A 19,953-nucleotide genomic window follows, 5' to 3' on the forward strand; every position below is an offset into this window, starting at 1 on the left:
GGCGAGACAGCCGCGGCGGCCGGGTTCACTGCTGAGTCTGCGCAGCCTCGCGGGCCAGGTCTTCGTGCTCCAGCTGGCGGTGGTGATGCTGCTCGTCGCCGCCGCCCTCGTGGCGCTCGTCGTACAGGCCCGACGCGACGTGATGACGGACGCCAGCCACCGGACGCTCACCGTGGCGCAGACGTTCGCGAACTCCCCGGGGATCGTGTCGGCACTGAACAGTGCGAACCCGACGGCGGCGCTGCAGCCGCACGTCGAGGCGACCCGGACGGCCACAGGCGTCGACGCCGTCATCGTGTACGGGCTGAACGGGATCACCCTCGCGCACAGCGACCCGCGTCAGGTCGGGAAACGCGTCATCGGGCCCTACGCGGCGGCGGCGACCGGCACGCCGTTCACGAGTACGTTCAGGGGCTCGCTGGGGCTCTCCGTGATCTCGGCGGTGCCCGTCAGGGGTCCCGGCGGTTCGGTCATCGCCATCGTCTCCGTGCCCGTCAGGGTCGAGAGGGTGCGGCACCGGGTGAACCATCAGCTGCCGGTGCTCCTCGGCGGCGCCGCCACGGCCCTGGTCGTCGCCGCGGGCGGTTCGGGCCTGGTGAGCCGGCGGTTGCGGCGGCAGACCCACGGCCTGGGGCCGACCGAGATGACCCGGATGTACGAGCACCACGACGCGGTGCTGCACGCGGTGCGGGAAGGAGTGCTGATCGTCGGCGGTGACGGCCGGCTGCTGCTCGCCAACGACGAGGCACGACGGCTTCTGGACCTGCCGGCGGACGCGGAGCGGCGGCACGTCACCGATCTGGGGCTGGACGAGGACCTCGCCGGGCTGTTGGCCGGCGACCGCCCCGCCACCGACGAGGTGTACCTGGCGGCCGACCGGCTGCTCGCGGTCAGCAAGCGGCTCACCGCACCGCACGGACCGGACGGCAGCGTGGTCACGCTCCGGGACACCACCGAGCTGCGTGCCGTGTCCGGCCGGGCGGAGCAGGCGCGTGAACGGTTGCAGTCGCTCTACGACGCCGGACTGCGGATCGGCACCACGCTCGATGTGAAGCGCACGGCCGAGGAACTGGCCGAGGTGGCGGTGACCCGGTTCGCCGACGTCGTCACGGTCGATCTGCTGGACCCGGTCCTGCGTGGCGAGGAGAGTTCGGGGGGCGCCGGGATCACCGAGCTGCGCCGCAGCGCCGTCGCCGGTATCGACGCAGGTCCTCCCTTCCACCCCGTCGGCGAGCTGATCCGGCTCGTCCCGGCCGACCCCGTCTCCACCGCGCTGGCCGAGGGCCGCCCGGTCCTGATCAGGGACCTGTCCGCCTCCGACGCCTGGCGGGCCCAGCAGCCGGACAGTGCCGGGCGGATCTTCGATCACGGCATCGGCTCCATGCTCGCGGTGCCCCTCCGCGCCCGCGGCGTGATGCTGGGCGCGGTGGTCTTCCGGCGCGCGGAGGGCTCCCCTGCGTTCGAGGACGAGGACGTGACCTTCGCCGAGGAGCTGGCCGCCCGGGCAGCGGTGTGCATCGACAATGCGAGCCGCTACACCCGCGAACACGCCATGGCCGTCACCCTGCAGCACAGCCTGCTGCCCCGCGCGCTGCCCGAGCAGTCCGCCCTCGACGTCGCCTACCGCTATCTGCCGGCTCAGGCCGGGGTGGGCGGGGACTGGTTCGATGTCATCCCGCTGTCCGGTACCCGGGTGGCGCTGGTCGTGGGCGATGTCGTCGGCCACGGTCTGCACGCCGCGGCGACGATGGGCCGGCTCCGCACCGCCGTGCACAACTTCGCCGCCCTGGACATGCCCGTCGAGGAGCTGCTGGGCCGGCTGGACGAGCTGGTGGCGCAGATCGACGCCGAGGAGGTCACGGCAGCGGAGCACGAGCAGGGGGTGATCACCGGAGCGACCTGCCAGTACGCCGTCTACGACCCCACTTCCGGGCGGCTGGCCATCGCCACCGCCGGCCACCCGGGACCGGCGGTCGTCCGGCCCGACGGGACCGTCGACTTCCCTCAGCTGCCCGTCTCCCCGCCGCTGGGACTCGGAGCCGGCCTGCCGGTCGAGACCGCCGAGCTCACCGTGCCCGAGGACGCCCGGCTGGTGCTGTACACCGACGGGCTGATCGAGGACCGCACCCGGGACCTGGACGCCGGCCTGCAGGCCCTGCGCGACGCTCTGACAGGGCCCGGTCGCACACCGGAGGCCACCTGCGCGGCGGTGATGGAGGCCATGCTGTCCGACCGGCCCCGGGATGACATCGCACTGCTGGTGGCCCGCACGCGCCGTCTCGGACCGGATCAGGTCGCCGAGTGGGAGGTGCCCCGTGACCCGGCTGCGGTGGCCCCCGTGCGCACCGCCTGCGCCCGTCGGCTGGCCGAGTGGGGGCTGGAGCGGATCGGTTTCACCGCCGAACTCATCCTCAGCGAGCTGATCACCAACGCCATTCGCTACGGAGCCGAGCCCATCGCCGTGCGGCTGCTGCGCACGGAGCCGGTCGGCAGCCCCGATGCGGGCAGCCTGATCTTCGAGGTCGCCGACGGCAGCAGCACCTCGCCCCGGCTGCGCCGGGCGAAGGTCACCGACGAAGGCGGCCGCGGTCTCTTCCTGGTCGCCCGTTTCGCCGAACGCTGGGGGACCCGCTACACGGCCACCGGCAAGGTCATCTGGGCGGAACACTCCCTGCGCCCCGACGCCACGCCCGAGGGGGAAGGACTCGACGAGCTCCTGCTCGACCAATGGGACGACACCGCGCTGTGAGGTGAGCCGGTACGTCCGTACGGAGAAGCCGGGTGCCGGGGGAAGACGGTGATCTCGGGCCTCCCGGGCGGCATTCCGCCGTCGAGGCGGCCGGGTACGCTGGCCTCGATGACCACTTCGCCGGCGCCGTGGAGCCGAAAAAGCCGGGACGCACAGCGGCAGGCCCGCCGCTGCGGCCCCGGTGGCACCGCCGGCAGCCGGCCGAGGTGACCACCTCATCCCCCACGTCCGGGAGCAGCCGTGACCACACCGTGTGCCCGAGCAGCGGCGGTCTTCGGCTGTTTCGCTCTCGTGGCACTGGGCCTGAGCGCCTGCGAGAACACACCGACCGCCGGCCACGCCAAGCCGTCGGCCGCCACGTCCGCCGAGAGCATGGGCGGCATGCGCGCACTGGTCACCGCAGCGAAACAGGAGGGCACGCTCAGAGCGATCGCGCTGCCGCGTGACTGGGCCGGCTACGGCAGCCTGATCAACGGCTTCGAGAAGAAGTACGGGATCAAGGTCACCGTCGAGCAGCCGCTGGGCCACAGCGAGGACGAGATCGACGCCCTGAGCAAGAGGGGGAACCGGCCGACAGCACCCGACGTGATCGACGTGGGCGACACGTTCGCACGGAAAGCAGCGGCGAAGAATCTTCTCGCGCCGTACAAGGTGGCCGCTTACGCTTCGATCCCCGGAAATCAGAAGGACTCGAAGGCCCGCTGGGCCAACAACTACGGGGGCTACATCTCCATCGGCTGCGACGCCAACAGGGTCAAACCCTGTCCGCAGACCTTCGCCGATCTGCTGAAGCCACGGTACAAGGGCCAGGTCGCACTCGAAGGCGATCCGCGGCGGTCGGCCACCGCCTTCGCCAGTGTCTACGCGGCCGCGCTGGCGAACAACGGGTCGTTCGACGACGTCCAGCCGGGTCTCGGCTTCTTCACCGAACTCAAGCATCGCGGCAACTTCAACCCGCTCGCTTCCACCTCGGCGACGGTCGCGAGCGGCCGGACCCCGATCAGCATCAACTGGGACTACATCAACCTCGACTACGCCGACCAGCTCCGCGACAAGGGCGTGAACTGGCAGGTCGCGATCCCCTTCGACGGCAGCTTCGCCCAGTATTTCGCGCTGGCGATCAACAAGCACGCCCCGCACCCGGCGGCTGCCCGCCTGTGGCACGAGTACCTCTTCAGCCCGGAGGGCCAGAACCTCCGGCTGCGCGCCTATGCCCGCCCGGTGCTCATGGACGCCATGCGGCGGGACGGCACCCTCGACGAGGCCGCCGCCGCACGACTGCCGACGGTCGAGGGAACGCCGCAGTTCCCGACGGACGCGCAACTGGAGAAGGCGAGGCGGACGGTCACCCAGGGCTGGGCGAAGGCCGTCTCCGGCTAGCCGGCCGATGTGGACCCGCTCGGCTTCGAGCCGGGCGAGGCCGCCTCCGCACACATGGTGGCTCAGGACCGGGCTCGGGCGATGAGCAGTGCCACGTCGTCCTCACCACCGGGCGAGCGCAGAATCTCCAGGAGGCGGTCGCACGTGCCCTCCAGGTCGTCGCCATGTGTCGCGGTGAGGGTGTCGAGGAGGGTGTCGAGGCGGGCGTCGATGGGTTCGCTTCGGGTTTCGACCAGGCCATCGGTGTAGAGGACCAGCTCGTCGCCGGGGCGGAAGGTGATCGTGGCGGCCTCGAAGGGCACCCCGCCGACGCCCAGCGGTGCGCCGGGGGGAAGGTCCAGAAGCTGTGCCGCGTGGCCGCTGCGCATCAGGGCCGGGGGCAGGTGGCCGGCCAGGCAGATCTCGCACTGGTCCCGGTGAGGGTCGTAGACGCAGTAGATGCAGGTGGTGATGGTCTGCTCGACACCTTCGGTCAGGTGATCCAGGTGATGAAGGGCCTCGGCGGGGGCGAGGGCGAGTTCGGCGAAGGCACGGGTGGCGCTGCGGAGCTGCCCCATGGTGGCGGCGGCATCGATGCCGCTGCCCATGACGTCTCCGACGACCAGGGCGGTTCTGTCACCTTGGAGAGGGATGGCGTCGTACCAGTCGCCGCCGATCTCGCTCGCGGAGCCGGCGGGCTGGTAGCGGCAGGCGACCTCCAGGCCGGGCAGGTGCGACGGGCGCTCGGGCAGCAGACTGCGCTGGAGGATGAGGGCCGCATGGCGCTGGGCCTGGTATCCGCGGGCGTTGTCGATGCAGACCGCGGCTCGGGCGGCCAACTCCCGGGCGAGAAGCGCATCGTCGTCGTCGAAAGGCGCGGGGTTCCGGGTGCGTATGAGGTCGAGGGCGCCAAGGACTTCGCCCCGGGCGAGGAGCGGTACGGCCAGGTAGGAGTGAACGCCGGCCGCCGCGAGGAGGGAGGCGGCCTCGCCGTGCCGGGCGATGCGCTCCAGATCCTGACGGGAGGTGTGTGGCACCAGTACCGGTCGGCGGGTGCGCACGCACTGGGTGATCAGGCGGTCGCTGTCGTAGGGGGCGAGCTCCCCCGGCGGGTCGGCCGCGCGGACCGCCTCGGTGGAGTGGGCCGCGCTGACCGCGAGGGCGCGGAAGAGGGCGGGTCCCTCGTGCGGGTCGGTCCGGCCGTCGAGAGCGCTGTCGAGTACGTCCACGGCCGCCACATCGGCCAGGACCGGTACGACGACGTCGGCAAGCTCGCGCGCCGTCGTTTCCAGATCGAGGGTGGTGCCCACGCAGGCGGAAGCTCTGGCGATCAGTGCCAGCCGTTGCCGGGCCTGTGCCGCTTCGGCAGCGGCTCGATGACGCTCGGTGACGTCGATGACGGAGTAGGCCAGGCCCAGCACCCGCCCACCGGAATCCTCCAGCCGGTAGTACGAGACGGACCAGGCGTGCTCGTGGTCCGGATCGGCGGGGGGACGACAGACGATGTGCCGGTCCACGACCGGCTCGCCCGTCTCCAGGACACGGCGCAGACGTGCCTCGGGGTCCGTGTCCAGGAAGGTCAGGACCTCGCCGACCGGCCGCCCCAGACGCTCGGCGGCGGACTGACCGGTGAGGCGTTCGAGAGCAGGGTTCACGGCCAGGTACCGCAGGTCCGGGTCCAGAATGGCCAGCCCGACCGGGGACTGGGACACCAGACACATGGCCAGGGCGGCATCTCGCTCGACCCGCTCCACAGCGGCCTGGTCCGCGGCAAGGCCCAGGGCGTAGACGTCACCCAGGTCGTCCAGCAGCCGCATGTTGCGGAACTCCACCAGGCGGGTGCTGCCGTCCTTGTGCCGGATCGGGAACACCCCTGCCCAGTCGGTGCCGGATTCCATGACCTCGGCGAACAGCTTGATCACCGCGTCCCGGTGCTCCTCGTGGACCGTCAGCCGAGCCGCGTGCCGACCCAGCGCTTCCGTCGCGGTGTAGCCGAACAGTTCCTCGGCCTTCGGGCTCCAGAAGACCACCTGCCCCTGCGCATTCAGCACCACCGCGGCGACGCTGAGCAGATCGAGCAGGCCACTGGGCGGCGCGGCGGGACCCGCCACCGACCGGTCGCCGCCTGCTCGGGAGGAGTCCGTCGTGCCCATACCTCATTTTCCCTCCCGCTCGGCGCCTCGGCTCTCGCCGTACCGGCGGGTTGTTCTGCCTTCGTCCATGGTCGGCCCAGAACCCGCCCCTATGCCTGAGTACTCAGACAGCTCGGCAGAGGCGGGCCGCGTCCAGCATCGCCGCGTGGACATTCCTGCTCGCCACCGCGTCGCCGATGCGGAACAGCTGGAACGAACCGTCCTCGTTGCTCACCAGTGTCTGGGGCTTGCGGGCCAGGAGGCTCGTCACATCGACGGCGCCGAGGTCGGTCGAGGAGTCCAGCAGCTCGTCATTGAGCTCCTGGACCGGATCGGTACCCGTCTCGGCCACGACGGCATCGAAGGCGCGGCGCTCACGGAACCGGAGCCGTCCACACCGAGTTCCACTTCCAGGCCCTCCCCAGTCCTGGCGACCCCGTGGAGCCGTCGAAGGACTGTCACCGCGACACCGTTCTCCGCGAGCGCATTGAAGTAACCGGACGCCGTGAGCGAGCCGACGTCGGGTGAGAGCGTTCGCTCGGCTGTGGCGATCTCGACCGTGGCGCCTCCTCGGGCGAGGGCCTCGACCGCGTCGAGTGCCTGGTTGCCGCCGTGGTCGTCGTGGACCAGCACATGCCCGCGCAGTCTTCGCGTCCCCGCGAGGACGTCCCAGGTGTCGTCGACAAGGCCGGCCCCGGGAATGCGGGGTGCCGCGGGCGTGCCGCCGGTCGCGACGATCACGACGTCCCACGGCAGTTCGAGAAGCATCGGGCCGGTGACGTAGGTGTTCAGCGAGATCGGAACGCCCAGGCGGGCGAGCTCGTCGGTGCGCCAGTCGATGATTCCTCGGAGGTCACGGCGGCGCGGGGCGAGCGAGGCGAGCAGCAGTTGTCCGCCCACCTTGTCGGCGGCCTCGAAGAGGTTGCACGTCGTGGCCGCGTTCGGCGAGGACCCGGACCGCTTCCAGGCCCGCGGGTCCGGCCGAGTTCACCGCGGTTTTCGCCGGCACCGGCATGGTGGCCCTCGGCGCGCCGGCGGCCCTGCGTGAAGCCGGCCTCGACGTCCCGGGCGAGGTCTCGGTCGTCGGCTTCGACGACGTTCCCTTCGCCGTCGAGCTGACCCCGGCGTTGACCACCGTCCGCGTTCCGTACGAGGAACTGGGCAGAACGGCGGTACGTCTTGCGCTGGAGCGCGAGGAGCGTGTCTCCGGTGACGACCATGTCGTGCCGAGCACCCAACTGGTCATTCGGCAGTCGGTGCGCTCTCCACGCTGAGGTCGGCGTCGAGTCGGACGAGCGAATGGCTCTGGCCGCTCGGTGATCCGCTCATCGGCGGCGGTGGGCGAGGGCTGCCACCGCGCCCGCCCCGACGACGGCCGCGAGTGCTCCGAAGCCGTAGGTCAGAGTGGTGAGGGAGGCGACGCCGGCGACCAGCAACGGGCCGCCGGCGTCGCCGAGTTCGCGGCCGAGTTCGGCGGCGCCCATGGTCTGGCCGAGGCGTTCCACGGGGGTGCTCGCGGCCAGTGCGGCGAAGCCGAGCGGGGTGATCAGGCCCGTACCGATACCGGTGAGAGCGGCCGCGATCAGGATCCCGGTCAGGCCCGGCAGCATCGCGCAGGCCAGGCCCACCGCCGTGAGCAGCAGGCCTGCGGCCAGACCGGTCCGGGTGGTCAGCCGGCCGTCGTCCAGGGCGCGTCCGGCACGCGGCTGGACGACGGCCGCGCAGCCTGCGAGCACCGACACCGCCGCGCCGGTCGCGACCGTGCCCAGCCCGGCGGCGCGGCCGGAGACCGGCAGGAACCCGACCCCGACCGACAGCGCGGCGGTCGCCGCCGCGAGTGCCGACGTCGGGGCGAGGAAGGCCGGGTCGGCCAGCCGCCGGGCGAGGTCGAGCACCGTCTGCCGGGCCTTGGGCAGCGGGGGTACGACGGGGACGGCGAGCGCGGCCCAGGCGGCGACCGTGGCGCCGAGCACCGCGAGCACGGCGAACAGCAGTCGCAGTCCCCCGGCCCACACGAGAACGCCGCCGAGCAGCGGGCCGAGGGTGTAGCCGATGGACTTGTAGAAGCCGTAACTGCCGAAGGCACGGCCGTGTTCGGCGGCCGGATTGAGGCGGGTGACCAGTGCGGAGGCGGACGGCGAGAACGCGGAGGCCGCGGCGCCCTGCCCGAGCCGGGCGGCCCAGAGCCAGCCGGGGCTGTCCGCGACGACGTACAGCGCGGACGCGACGGCGAAGGCCACGAGCCCGCCGAGCAGGACCGGGCGGGCGCCGACGCGGTCGGCAAGGGTGCCGAAGAGCGGCTTGAGCAGCACCTCCGCAGCGTCGTAGAGGGCGAGCAGCCCGCCCAGGACCAGCAGGGAGGTGACCGCGCCCTGGGCGCGACCGCCGAGGCTGGCGGCGATGCCGTGCGCGCCGAAGGCGGTGGTGAACCCGGCCGCGTACAGCGGCCACATCCGGCGGGGCGGGGCCGCCCGCCCGGTCACCGCTCCCCCTCGGGGTTCTGGTGCAGCGCGGCGAAGACGCGCTCGGCGTAGTCCTCGCAGGCCGCGGCGCACTCCTTGAGCCGCCGGCCGGCCTCGGCCGCCTCCGGGGCGCCGAACACGTCCCGCGCGGTCAGGTCGCGGTGCCGGCGCCGCAGCCGCTCCAGCGACTGTTCCTCTTCCTCCAGCTCGGCCAGGGTGAACGTGCCGATGCGGATCTCCTTGGTCAGTTCCTCCTCGAACGTGCCGCAGTCGGCGAGGAACTCCGTCCAGTCCGCGGTCCGGGCGGCCGTGAACAGCGCCCGGAGGCGGGCCGCGTCCTCGGCGCCGCGCCCGGCGGCGTTCAGGGTCACGGTCTGCCCGCCGGCCCGCTCGGTGAGCGCGAGGGCGCGGGCGACACCGTCCGCGAAGACCGGCACGTCGGGTACGGCCCAGACTCCCTGGCCCAGCGAGAGTGCACCCGCATTGCGCAGCTCCCGCCAGACCGCGACCCGGTGCCTGCTCGGCCCGGCCGGCAGTCTGATCACGAGGACGAGCCAGCGGCTCTCCCGCTCTTCCGTCGGCAGGGGTTTCGACACAGGCTTCGGCACACGAGGGAATGTAGCAGGCGTTACATATCAGTCTGTGCCCGGTGATTCACCGTGCAGACGGGTACCGGGGGGCCGATGGCGCTCGCCGGCCGTCCGATGGCAGACTCGGCCCCTAGCCGGACACCGACCGAGAAGAAGGGCCGGATGCGTCTCGCCGTCTATGTGCCGCTGCTGCTGTCGCTGCTCGCGCCGCTCGGCGCGCGGCCGCTGTCGGAGCGGTGCGAACCCCGCCTGGCCACCTGGCTGCTCACCGTCTCCGCCCTGGTCCTGGGCGCGGCGAGCACCGTCGCGCTGGGCCTGCTGGCCGTCACGGGCCTGATCCGCATCCCGCAACTGGCCGCCCTCGGGCACTGGTCGGCCGGCAGCGCGCGGCACCAGGATCCCACCGCGCTCTCCGTCTCCGTCGTCGCGGGAGTGCTGCTCGGCGGCGCGGTGTGGGCGGCCGCCCGCATGTTCTGGCGCCGGACCCGTACGCTGGCCGCCGCGACACTGGACGCGGCCTGCATGCCCGCCCGCGACGGCCTGGTCGTCCTGGAGGACGACGCCGCCGACGCCTATGCCATCCCCGGGCTGCCCGGCCGGGTCGTCGTCTCCACCGGCATGCTGCACACCCTGGACGAGACCGAGCACGACGTCCTGCTCGCCCACGAGCGCGCCCATCTGGCCGCCCATCACTACGCGTTCGTCGCGTTCGCCCAGCTCGGCGCCGCCGCCAATCCGCTGCTGCGTCCCCTCGCGACAGCCGTCACCTACACGATCGAGCGCTGGGCCGACGAGAGCGCGGCCGCCTCGACCGGTGACCGCAGGCGGGTCGCGCGCGCCGTCGGCAAGGCCGCGCTCGCCGCCCACCGCGCCCCGGCGCTCGCCCGCGCCGCCGGTGCGGTCCTCGGCATCCTCGGGCGCCGCGGTCCGCTCGCCTCGGCCGGTCCGGTCCCCCGCCGGGTCGCGGCGCTCCTCGCCCCGCCGCCGGGACGCCCCCGCGCCCTCACCGCGGTCACCGCGGCCGTCGTCGTCGCGGCCGTGCTGGCCACGGCCGAGGCCGCCCACGACCTCCACCGGCTGCTCGAGGCAGTCGGCGCCGGGTGACGCCCTGGCTCGGCCCGGACGGGGTTCAGCCGGACGCGATGACCTCGCGCAACTGCCGTACCGACGGAAGGGCGCCGACCCGGCAGGACAGGCTCGGTTCCTGACCGGGGCGGGCGAACGGATCGGCTCCGTCGGCCAGCAGCGTCGGCGAGCCGTGCATGCCCAGCCGCCGGGCCTCCTCCGGGTCGGCCACCTCGTGCCAGGTCACGGTGACGTCGGCACGCCCCTCCAGGGCGCGTGCCAGTCGCTCGCGCAGCGGCGCGGTGTGGGGGCACTCGGGCACGACCAGGACCGTCAGTTCCACGCTCGCAGCGTAACTCTGCTCCCCGGCCGCGAGAGGGTCACGGTGGTGGCGGGGCCTGGACGCCCGGGCGGAACTTCGGGACGCGCAGCGTGATCTTCGTACCCGCTCCGACCCCGGTCTCGATGACGAGGCCGTGGTCGTCGCCGTAGACCTGGCGCAGCCTGCGGTCCACGTTGCTCAGGCCGATGCCGGTGGACGGGCCGGCCGTGCCGCGCAGGATCGCGCGCAGGCGTTCCGGTTCCATGCCGATGCCGTTGTCCTCGATGACGACGCGGGCCTCGGTGCCCTCGTCCTCGGCGGTGATCGTGACGACGCTGCGCTCCACGGACTCCTCCAGGCCGTGTTTGAGGGCGTTCTCGACGAGGGGTTGCAGGCAGAGGAACGGCAGGGTCACCGGGAGCACCTCGGGGGCGATGCGCAGGGTGACCCTCAGACGGCGGCCGAAGCGGGCGCGGGCGAGTTCCAGGTACTGCTCGATGGAGCGCAACTCCTCGGCGAGGGTGGTGAAATCGCCGTCGCGACGGAAGGAGTAGCGGGTGAAGTCGGCGAATTCCTGGAGGAGTTCGCGGGCCCGCTCGGGATCCGTGCGGACGAAGGAGGCGATGCTCGCGAGGGAGTTGTAGATGAAGTGCGGGGAGATCTGGGCGCGCAGGGCCCGCATCTCGGCCTCGTGGGCGCCGGCCCGGGCCCGGTCCAGGCCGGCGAGATCGAGTTCGAGCGAGAGCCTGCCGGCCGCTGCCTGCACCGCCCGGACGTGGACGCCGGACTCCGCGGCGGCGAACACGACGAGCGCGCCGACGCAGCGGCCGTCGGCGGTGAGCGGGGCCGGCGCGCCCCATCGGACGGGGCAGCTGCCGTCGTCGCACGACAGCGCGAGGGTCCGGCCGCGGGACGGATCGGCGAGCAGGGCCAGGAGTTGCTCGCGATGGTGGTCGGCGGCGCCGTCCCAGGCGAGGACGGAGGTGCCGTCGGTGAGGGCGAGGGCGGGCGTGCCGAGCAGCGGACGCAGCCGGCGGGCGGCCCGGCGGGCCGTGTCCGGGGTCAGCCCGGCACGCAACGGCGCCGCGGCGAGTTCGACGGCATGCAGGGTACGCACCAGGGCACGTGCCTCGTCGGTGCCGTCCGCATGCTCCTGCTGCCGCCGCGCCGCCCCGTGCCCCAGCCCGGCCCCGAGCACGAACACCGCCAGCCCGACCAGCACGAGGGCCGCGGTCCCGAGGACGGTCATGCGCGGGCCTGGGGCTGGTGGTGCCCGGAGCGGATCCGGACATCGTGGCGGCCGCCACGCTCCCGCGCACCGCGGTGACCGGCACGGGCCAGGACCGCGGCACGACCGGCGACGGACAGGGCGGTACGGCGACCGGCGCCGGCCGGGATGTCCGGGCGCCCCGTGCGATCGTCGGCTTCGGAGTGCCCCCGGCAGACCGGCGTCGCCCGGTGGCCGGGACCGGCCCCAGCCGCTTGACCGGCGCCCGCCCCCATGCCGGAACGACCGGCACCGTCACCCCCGCCGACCCCGACCACTCGACGACCCACCCCCACCCGCGAGCGCCCCGCACAGGTCCACACGGCATGGCGGCCCGTGTCTGCCCGGGGGGCTCGGGTGGCTGGGGTGGGGTCGGTCGTGGGCACGGGGCTCCTCGGTCAGGGGGTGGCCGGGTGGGGGTGGGTGGGTTCGGGGAGGTGGAGGCGGGCCATGGTGGCGGCGGTGCCGGGCGGGACGCGGTCGCGGGTGGCCAGCGAGGTGAGGATCATCGCCGCGAAACCGACCGGGACGGACCACACCGCGGGCCAGGCCAGCAGGGTGTGCGGCCAGCCGGAGTCGGCGCCGCCGGCGATGGTGGCCGTCACCGCGGTCAGCGCCGAGCCGCCGCCCAGCAGGAGCCCGGCGATCGCGCCCGGCGGGGTCAGACCGCGCCACCAGATGCCCAGGATCAGCAGCGGGCAGAACGAGGACGCGGAGACCGCGAAGGCCAGGCCCACCGCGTCGGCCACGGGCAGCTCGCCGACCAGCGCCGACGCGGCCGTGGGCACCGCGATCGCGGGCAGCGTGGCCAGCCGGAAGTGGCGTACGCCCAGGGTCGGCAGGACGTCCTGGGCCAGTACGCCCGCGACCGACATCGTCAGCCCGGACGCGGTGGACAGGAAGGCCGCACAGGCGCCGCCCGCGACGAGCGCGCCGAGCAGGTCCCCGGGGACGCCGCCGATCAGCCGCTGCGGCAGGACGAGGACCGCCGCGTCGGTGTCGCCGGTCAGCAGCAGGTCGGGGGCGTAGAGGCGGCCCAGCATGCCGTACAGCGGCATCAGCAGGTAGAACGCGCCCAGCAGGGCCAGCACGCTCACCGTGGTGCGGCGGGCCGCGCGCCCGTCGGGGTTGGTGTAGAAGCGGACGACGACGTGCGGCAGGCCCATGGTGCCGAGGAACGTGGCGAGGATCAGCCCGTAGGTGGCGTACAGGCCGTGCTGTTCGCGGGAGGCCGACAGGGGTGTGCCCCAGCTGGAGGAGATGCGGTCGGGGGCCCGGTCCGGCAGGGGGACGACCGCGCCGGCCGGGAAACGCACGGTCGTGTCCGCGCCGAGCCGGTGCCGGCCCTCGTCCAGCCGCAGCGACACGCCGTGCACCGCACGGTCGTCGACCCGGCCGGACGCCGTCACCCGGACCGGCTCGCGCACGGTGAGGGTGAGCGGCCGGTCGACGCGCACCTCGGTGGCACGGTGGAAGACGGGTCGGTCGTCCCAGACGGGCGCCGGGGCCCGGTCGGCGTGCCAGGCGAGCAGCAGGAACACCACGGGCACCAGCAGGGCGGTGAGTTTCAGCCAGTACTGGAAGGCCTGGACGAAGGTGATGCTGCGCATCCCGCCGGCGGCCACGGCCGCGGTCACCACCACGGCCACGACCAGCCCGCCGAGCCAGCCGGGGGCGCCGGTGAGCAGCCGCAGGGTGAGGCCCGCGCCGCGCAGCTGGGGCAGCAGATAGAGCCAGCCGATGCCGACGACCAGCACCCCGGCGACCCGGCGCACCGCCCGGGACTCCAGCCGGGCCTCGGCGAAGTCGGGCAGGGTGTAGGCGCCGGAGCGGCGCAGCGGGGCGGCGACGAAGGCCAGCAGCACCAGGAAGCCGGCGGTGTAGCCGATCGGGAACCAGAGCATGTCGACGCCCTGGGCGAGGACGAGTCCGGCGACACCGAGGAAGGACGCGGCGGACAGGTACTCGCCGCTGACCGCGGTGGCGTTGAGCCGGGGCGCGACGGTGCGCGAGGCGACGTAGAAGTCGGAGGTGGTGCGGGAGATGCGCAGGCCGAGCGCGCCGACGAGGACCGTGGCGAGGACCACGGCCGTCACGCCGACCATGCCGTACGTCTGGTTCACGGTCAGGGGCGTTCCACGGGAGCGCGGGCGGCCGGGCCGGTCTCGTTGCGCTCGGCGCGGCGGACGTACCAGGCGCCGATGGCGAGCAGCGCAGGGTACGGCGCCACGCCCAGGACGAACCAGACGGCCGGCGGGACCCGGGGTGCCGTGTCGGTGAACGGCGGCAGCCGCAGGAGGACGGGGAGCAGGCCGAGCGGGAGCACCAGGAGAGCCGTCGCGGCGAGGGCGGCGCGTATCTGACGGCGCATCAACAGCCGTACGGCGGCGTCGCTTTCAGCAGGCGCAGGGCGGGGGCCGGAGCGGGGTGCCGTGCGGTCGCCGGGGCGCGGCCGTCCGGTGACCACCTCTCTGCGAGGGACGGATTCCGCACCCATGACGCACTCCCCGACGCCGCGGTGATCACCTTGTGTGCGGCGAGTGTACGCAGCGGGCGTCCCGGTCGACAGCCGCCGGACGGGACCGGACGAGAATCGCCACACGTCCGTCACCTCCGGACCGATCCGGCCGCGTGCCGGGCCAGCAGGTCGCGCAGTTCGCGCGCGTTGCGACGGCTCACGGCGAGGATCCGGTCGCCGATCCGTACGGTCACGTTGCCGCCGTCCAGCCGGAGTTCCTCGATGCGGCCGAGGGCGACGAGCCGGCTGCGGTGGATGCGGACGAAGCCGCGCTCGCGCCACTGTTCCTCCAGCGTGGACAGCGGAACGCGCACCAGGTGGCTGCCGCGCCGGGTGTGCAGCCGCGCGTAGTCGCCCTGGGCCTCGACGTAGGTGATGTCGGCGATGGGCACGAAGCGGGTCACCCCGCCCAGTTCCACGGGGACCTGGTCGGCGAGGCCGGGCGCCGGGCCGGCGGGGGCGGTGGCCGGGCGGGGGCCCTGTCCGGCGCGGACCAGTTCGGCGGCCCGGCGTACGGCCTCCGCGAAGCGCTCCTTGCGCAGCGGCTTGAGCAGGTAGTCGACGGCCTTGAGGTCGAAGGCGCGTACGGCGAAGTCGTCGTGGGCGGTGACGAAGACGATCAGCGGCGGTGTGGTGAACTCGCCCAGCAGGCGAGCCAGTTCGAGGCCGTCCAGCCCCGGCATGTCGATGTCGAGGAAGACGACGTCGACGGCCGGGCCGCCCTCCGCTCCCTCCGCTCCCTCCGGTCCGTCCGTCAGGGTCCGGCCGAGCCGGTGCAGCGCCTCGCCGGCCGTCGTGGCGGGCAGCACACTGCCGACCCGCGGGTCCTGCCCCAGGAGATACAGCAGCTCTTCGAGCGCCGGTTCCTCGTCGTCCACCGCCAGCACGCGCAAGGGGGCGTCGGTCGCGCTCATCTCCGCCAACTCCATTCTCCGTTCTACCACTTACCGTTGCATCGTCGTCCCCCGTGCCGCCGGCGTCGACACCTACTCCGGCAGCACCAGGCGGGCCGTCTCGCCCGGCACCACCGGGATCACCTGCTCCCGCAGCCGGACGCCGATCGGCGAGTGGTGGGAGGCCGGTACGGCGATCTCCAGCAGGCCGCTGCGCAGGCGCAGATGGACGCCCCAGTGGCCGTGGTAGCGGATGGGGAAGCCGTAGGAGGAGAGTTCGGGCAGCGGGACGGGGTCGAGGCTGAGGACGCCACCGCGGGTCTCCAGGCCGGTCAGTCCGCGCTGGACGAGGTCGAGGGTACCGGCCATCGCGCCGAGGTGGATGCCCTCGCCGGTGGTGCCGCCCTGCAGGTCGGCGATGTCGCCGCGCAGCGCCTCCTGGACGAAGGCCCAGGCGTCCGCGCGGCGGGCGCGGGCCAGGATCCAGCCGTGCACCAGGCCGCTGAGCGTGGAACCGTGACTGGTGCGGTGCAGATAGTGGTCGACCGTGGCGGCCCAGGTGCGGTCGTCCAGGTGATAGCCCAGCCTCCCGAAGAGAGCGCGGAGTTCGGAGGCCGAGAAGAGGTAGCCGAGCATGAGGACGTCGGCCTGTTTGGACGCCTTGTAGCGGTTGACGGTGTCACCCTCGGCCTCCAGGATCCGGTCCAGGCGCCGGATGTCGTCGTACCGTCTGCGATAGCCGTCCCAGTCCAGCTCGGCGAGGTCGCCGTAGCCGTCGAACTGGCTGATCACACCGTCGTGGTAGGGGACGTACAGGCTGCGGGAGACGTCCTCCCAGCGGTCCGGCTCGTCCTCCTCCAGGCCGATACCGTCGGTGAGTTCGCGGCGACGCGGCTCGGGCAGGGCGTTCAGCAGGTCCAGGGCGCGGGCGAGCACCCAGGCGGCGGTGACGTTGGTGTAGGCGTTGTCGTCCAGGCCGGGAGTGTCCGCGCCGGGGTAGCCGTCGTGATACTCGTCGGGGCCGACCACGCCCCGGATGCGGTGCCGGCCGAGGGCGGGGTCGTAGGTGGCCGAGTCCGCCCAGAAGCGGGCGATGTGCAGCAGCATCTCGGCGCCCTCGCCGTGCAGGAAGTCGGTGTCGCCGGTGGCCTCGTAGTACTGCCAGACGTTGTACGCCACCGCCGAACCCACGTGGTGCTGGAGCTGGGAGTGGTCCGGCAGCCAGCGGCCGGAGCGGGGGTTGAGGTGGAGCTGCTGGGTCTCCTCGCGGCCGTCGCTGCCGCTCTGCCAGGGATAGAGCGCGCCGCGACGGCCGCGTTCCCGCGCCGCGTGCCGGGCGGCGTCCAGGCGGCGGTGCCGGTAGTGCAGCAGGGCGCGGGAGACCTCGGGCAGATGGAGGTTGAGGTAGGGCAGGACGAAGAGTTCGTCCCAGAAGACATGGCCCCGGTACGCCTCGCCGTGCAGTCCGCGCGCGGGGACGCCGGCGTCGAGGTCGGCCGTGTGCGGGGAGAGGGTCTGCAGGACGTGGAACAGATGCAGGCGCAGGATGCTGCCCGCCTCGCCGGGGACCTCCAGGGCGGTGCGCCGCCACAGCTGCTCCCAGGCCGTGGCGTGCGACGCGCGCAGTTCGTCGAAACCGGGAGCGGCCTCGACGCGCTCGACGGCCGCGTGCAGGGGGTCGCCGATGGCGGGGTCGCGGGAGGTGTGCAGGGCGACGGTCTTGTCCACGGTGACGGTACGGCCGGGCGTCAGATGCAGGCTCACGCGCTGGACGGCGCGGTGGGCCTCGTTGGCGTGGGTGACCGGGAAGTTCGCGGTCAGCCGGTGGGCCAGCCCGAAGCGCATGTCGGAGGTGCGGGTGTGGCAGCTCAGCCACACCGTGCCCGGTGCGGCGGTGCCGGTGTCGAAGCGGGTGAGGTGCCGGCCGTCCAGCTCCTGGTAGCGGGCGACCCCGGAGTTGGTGACGCTGCCGTCCAGCGCGGCCTCGGCCTCCAGGCCGAGGGTGCGCCCCTCGACGGTGAACTCCGTGCGCAGGGCGGCGAGATGGGGGTCGGCCAGGTGGACCAGGCGCAGCTGGTGCACCTGGAGCGTGCCGCCGCCGGGCAGGCCGTAGTCGGTGCGGCGCTCCAGCAGACCGGGGTCGAGGTGGAGGATCTGGTGGTGCCCGGCGACGGGGGTGGTGTCCGGGCGCAGCCAGTCGCCCTCGGCGGGGCGGAAGCGCAGCGCGAGCCAGTTGGGCAGGTTGACCATGTCCTCGTTCTCGACCCGGCGGCCGGCGACCTCGGAGGTGAGCCGGTCGTAGCAGCCGGCCGCGTAGGTGCCCGGGTAGTGGACGTCGTCCGCGGCGCACTCCGGCAGCGCGCCGCGGGTGGCGAAGTAGCCGTTGCCCAGGGTGCACAGGGACTCCCGCAGCCGCTCCTCCTCGGGCCGGTAGCCGTCGTACTCCCAGGTCGGCCCGGTCACGGTCAGCCCTCGGACAGCAAACCGGCGAGGATCCGGTCGGGGGTGAGGGGCAGGTCACGGAAGCGGATGCCGGTGGCGTGATGGACCGCGTTGCCGAGGGCGGCGGCGGTGCCGACGATGCCGATCTCGCCGATGCCCTTGCTGCCCATGGGGTTCAGGTGCGGGTCGTCCTCGTCGATCCAGTCGGCCTCGACGTCGGGGACGTCGGCGTGCGCGGGCAGATGGTAGGAGGCGAGATCGGCCTCGGTGAAGTCGCCGAACGCCCGGTCCAGGGTGCTGTGTTCGGTGAGAGCCATGCCGAGGCCCATGGTCATGCCGCCGGTGAACTGGGAGCGCGCGGTACGGGAGTTGAGGATCCGGCCGACGGCGAAGATCCCGAGCAGGCGCCGTACGCGCGTCTCACCGGTCACGGTGTCGACGGCGACCTCGGCGAACTGGGCGCCGAAGGCGTGCCGGGCGTAGGGGCTGTCGGCGTCGGCCCGTCCGGCGGTGTCGGTGCGGGTCCCGATGCCGTCGGCGGGCAGCGGCCCGGTGTGCGCGGCGAGCCGGGCGGCCAGCTCGGCACAGGCATCGTGCACGGCCCAGCCCCAGGAGGCGGTGCCCATGGAGCCGCCGGCCAGCCAGGCCGACGGCAGGTCGCTGTGCCCGATCTCGGTGCGGACCCGGTCGAGGGGCGCGCCGAGGGCGTCGGCGGCGATCTGGGCGAGGACGGTACGGGCGCCGGTGCCGATGTCGGTGGCGTTGATCCGCACGGCGAAGGTGCCGTCGGCCAGGGCGCGGGCGGTCGCGGTGGCCGGGACGGCCGCGGCGGGATAGGTGGACGCGGCGACGCCGGTGCCGATGAGCAGCGGGCCCTCGCGGCGCGTTCCCGGACGCTGATCACGTTCGGCCCAGCCGAAGCGGCGGGCGCCCTCGCGCAGGCACTGGACGAGGTGCCGGCTGCTGAACGGCTTGCCGCTCTCCGGTTCCCGCTCGGGTTCGTTGCGGATCCGCAGTTCCACCGGGTCCATGCCGAGCGCCTCGGCGAGTTCGTCCACGGCCGACTCCAGGGCGTACATGCCGGGCGCCTCGCCGGGGGCGCGCATCCAGGACGGGCTGGGCACGTCGAGCGGGACCACACGGTGGGAGCTGAGCAGGGCCGGGGTGGCGTACATGACCCGGGAGGGCACCGCGGCCTGCTCGACGAACTCCCGCACCCGGGAGGTGTAGGTGGTCACCTCGTGCAGCAGGGCGGTGAGCCGGCCGTCCCCGCCCGCGCCGAGGCGGAGGCGCTGCACGGTGGGGGCGCGGTGGCCGACGGTCGTGGGCAGGTACCGGCGGGGGTAGGCGAGGGTGACGGGCCGGCCGGTGCGCCGGGCGGCCATGGCGGCGAGGACGACGTCGGGGCGCGGGGTCCCCTTGGCGCCGAAGCCGCCGCCGACGTGCTCGGTGACGACGGTGACGTGGTCCTCGGGGAGCTCGAACAGCTGGGCGAGCACCTCCCGCACGGTCGTACCGCCCTGGCTGGAGGTGTACACGGTGAGCCGGTCCCCGTCCCAGTGGGCCGTGCTGGTGTGCGGCTCCATGGGGTGATTGTGCAGCGGCGGCACCCGGTAGGTGACATCGACGCGGACCTCGGCGGCGGCGAAGGCGCCCGCCGGGTCGCCGTGCTCGACCCGGCCCGGGAAGCCGGCGTTGGTCTCCCGCGGCTCGTAGGCGTCGGGGTCGCCGGGATCCAGGTCGGCGTCGTGCGGTTCGGCCGTGTAGGTGACCCGCACCGCCCGGGCGGCCCCGCGGGCCGCCTCCGGGCTCTCGGCGACGACCAGGGCCACGCACCAGCCCCGGTGCGGCACGCCCGGGCCCTGGAGTACGGCGAGGGTGGCGTCCTCGGGTGCGGCGAGGCGGGGGGCGTCGTCGGGGGTGAGCACGGCGAGAACGCCGGGCAGGGCGAGGGCGTCCGAGACATCGACGGCGCTGACCCGCCCGCGCGCGATCGCGGCAGGCACGGGCCAGGCATGGGCACGACCGGGCAGGGGGTACTCCCCGGCGTAACGGGCGGCACCGGTGACCTTCTGCAGCCCTTCCCGGCGCTCGACGGGGGCACCCAGGACTTTGTGGGGGGCCGAGTTGCCGGTCATGGGTTTCCTCCTGTCC

15 protein-coding genes and 1 pseudogene are annotated in these 19,953 nt (G+C 73.6%); 4 read left to right on the forward strand and 12 right to left on the reverse strand.

The features are described 5' to 3' along the window. Positions 1-85 precede the first annotated feature (85 nt). Entirely contained in the window at positions 86-2,749 is a 2,664-nt protein-coding gene (locus O1G22_RS06230; RefSeq protein WP_270086347.1) for a SpoIIE family protein phosphatase, read from the forward strand. Positions 2,750-2,989: 240 nt separating this feature from the next. Then, entirely contained in the window at positions 2,990-4,129 is a 1,140-nt protein-coding gene (locus tag O1G22_RS06235) for an ABC transporter substrate-binding protein (RefSeq protein ID WP_270080382.1), read from the forward strand. A 62-nt stretch (positions 4,130-4,191) separates the two neighbouring features. Here O1G22_RS06235 and O1G22_RS06240 read toward each other — a convergent pair whose 3' ends face one another. The 3 genes from O1G22_RS06240 to O1G22_RS06250 all read right to left on the reverse strand — a co-directional run bounded on the left by O1G22_RS06240 (position 4,192) and on the right by O1G22_RS06250 (position 7,140). Further along, the gene (locus O1G22_RS06240) at positions 4,192-6,261 is read right to left on the reverse strand and encodes a SpoIIE family protein phosphatase (RefSeq protein ID WP_270080383.1); all 2,070 of its coding nucleotides are present in this window, start codon (positions 6,259-6,261) and stop codon (positions 4,192-4,194) included. Positions 6,262-6,364: 103 nt separating this feature from the next. Then, positions 6,365-6,511 (reverse strand): hypothetical protein, encoded by a 147-nt coding sequence (locus O1G22_RS06245; protein ID WP_270080384.1) that lies wholly within the window; start codon positions 6,509-6,511, stop codon positions 6,365-6,367. Next, the gene (locus O1G22_RS06250; RefSeq protein WP_270080385.1) at positions 6,508-7,140 is read right to left on the reverse strand and encodes an NAD(P)/FAD-dependent oxidoreductase; all 633 of its coding nucleotides are present in this window, start codon (positions 7,138-7,140) and stop codon (positions 6,508-6,510) included. Before O1G22_RS06250 ends, O1G22_RS06245 begins: the two co-directional genes overlap by 4 nt. Before the next feature lie 47 nt (positions 7,141-7,187). On the opposite strand from O1G22_RS06250, the pseudogene O1G22_RS06255 reads away from it, so the two are divergent. Further along, positions 7,188-7,514: pseudogene (locus O1G22_RS06255) on the forward strand (substrate-binding domain-containing protein); the annotation flags it as partial. Between the two features lie 51 nt (positions 7,515-7,565). On the opposite strand, the gene O1G22_RS06260 reads toward O1G22_RS06255, so the two are convergent. Next, positions 7,566-8,693, reverse strand: a complete 1,128-nt coding sequence (locus O1G22_RS06260) for an MFS transporter (RefSeq protein ID WP_270086348.1) — start codon at positions 8,691-8,693, stop codon at positions 7,566-7,568. 26 nt (positions 8,694-8,719) lie between these two features. Beyond that, on the reverse strand, positions 8,720-9,310 hold the full coding sequence (locus tag O1G22_RS06265) for a Chromate resistance protein ChrB (protein ID WP_270080386.1): 591 nt from the start codon (positions 9,308-9,310) through the stop codon (positions 8,720-8,722). Between the two features lie 144 nt (positions 9,311-9,454). On the opposite strand from O1G22_RS06265, the gene O1G22_RS06270 reads away from it, so the two are divergent. Then, positions 9,455-10,396 carry a M56 family metallopeptidase gene (locus O1G22_RS06270; protein WP_270080387.1) on the forward strand — a complete coding sequence of 314 codons (942 nt, stop codon included), beginning with the start codon at positions 9,455-9,457 and terminating at the stop codon, positions 10,394-10,396. A 25-nt stretch (positions 10,397-10,421) separates the two neighbouring features. Here the strand turns inward: O1G22_RS06270 and O1G22_RS06275 are convergent, their stop codons facing one another. From O1G22_RS06275 to O1G22_RS06305, 7 genes are all read right to left on the reverse strand, one after another. Continuing rightward, the gene (locus O1G22_RS06275; RefSeq protein ID WP_270080388.1) at positions 10,422-10,700 is read right to left on the reverse strand and encodes a thioredoxin family protein; all 279 of its coding nucleotides are present in this window, start codon (positions 10,698-10,700) and stop codon (positions 10,422-10,424) included. A gap of 37 nt (positions 10,701-10,737) precedes the next feature. After that, the gene (locus O1G22_RS06280) at positions 10,738-11,928 is read right to left on the reverse strand and encodes a sensor histidine kinase (RefSeq protein ID WP_270080389.1); all 1,191 of its coding nucleotides are present in this window, start codon (positions 11,926-11,928) and stop codon (positions 10,738-10,740) included. A 416-nt stretch (positions 11,929-12,344) separates the two neighbouring features. Then, positions 12,345-14,069 carry a sodium/solute symporter gene (locus O1G22_RS06285; protein ID WP_270080390.1) on the reverse strand — a complete coding sequence of 575 codons (1,725 nt, stop codon included), beginning with the start codon at positions 14,067-14,069 and terminating at the stop codon, positions 12,345-12,347. 2 nt (positions 14,070-14,071) lie between these two features. Then, the gene (locus O1G22_RS06290; protein WP_270080391.1) at positions 14,072-14,443 is read right to left on the reverse strand and encodes a hypothetical protein; all 372 of its coding nucleotides are present in this window, start codon (positions 14,441-14,443) and stop codon (positions 14,072-14,074) included. A gap of 110 nt (positions 14,444-14,553) precedes the next feature. Next, complete coding sequence (locus O1G22_RS06295) at positions 14,554-15,378, reverse strand: LytR/AlgR family response regulator transcription factor (protein WP_270080392.1); 825 nt, start codon at positions 15,376-15,378, stop codon at positions 14,554-14,556. A gap of 72 nt (positions 15,379-15,450) precedes the next feature. Beyond that, on the reverse strand, positions 15,451-17,826 hold the full coding sequence (locus O1G22_RS06300) for a glycoside hydrolase family 65 protein (protein ID WP_270086349.1): 2,376 nt from the start codon (positions 17,824-17,826) through the stop codon (positions 15,451-15,453). Further along, positions 17,823-19,937 carry a xanthine dehydrogenase family protein molybdopterin-binding subunit gene (locus tag O1G22_RS06305; RefSeq protein WP_270080393.1) on the reverse strand — a complete coding sequence of 705 codons (2,115 nt, stop codon included), beginning with the start codon at positions 19,935-19,937 and terminating at the stop codon, positions 17,823-17,825. The genes O1G22_RS06300 and O1G22_RS06305 overlap by 4 nt, the downstream gene beginning before the upstream one ends. Positions 19,938-19,953: the final 16 nt, after the last annotated feature.

Origin of the sequence: Streptomyces camelliae, assembly GCF_027625935.1 — a bacterium.
Taxonomy (GTDB): Bacteria; Actinomycetota; Actinomycetes; order Streptomycetales; family Streptomycetaceae; genus Streptomyces; species Streptomyces camelliae.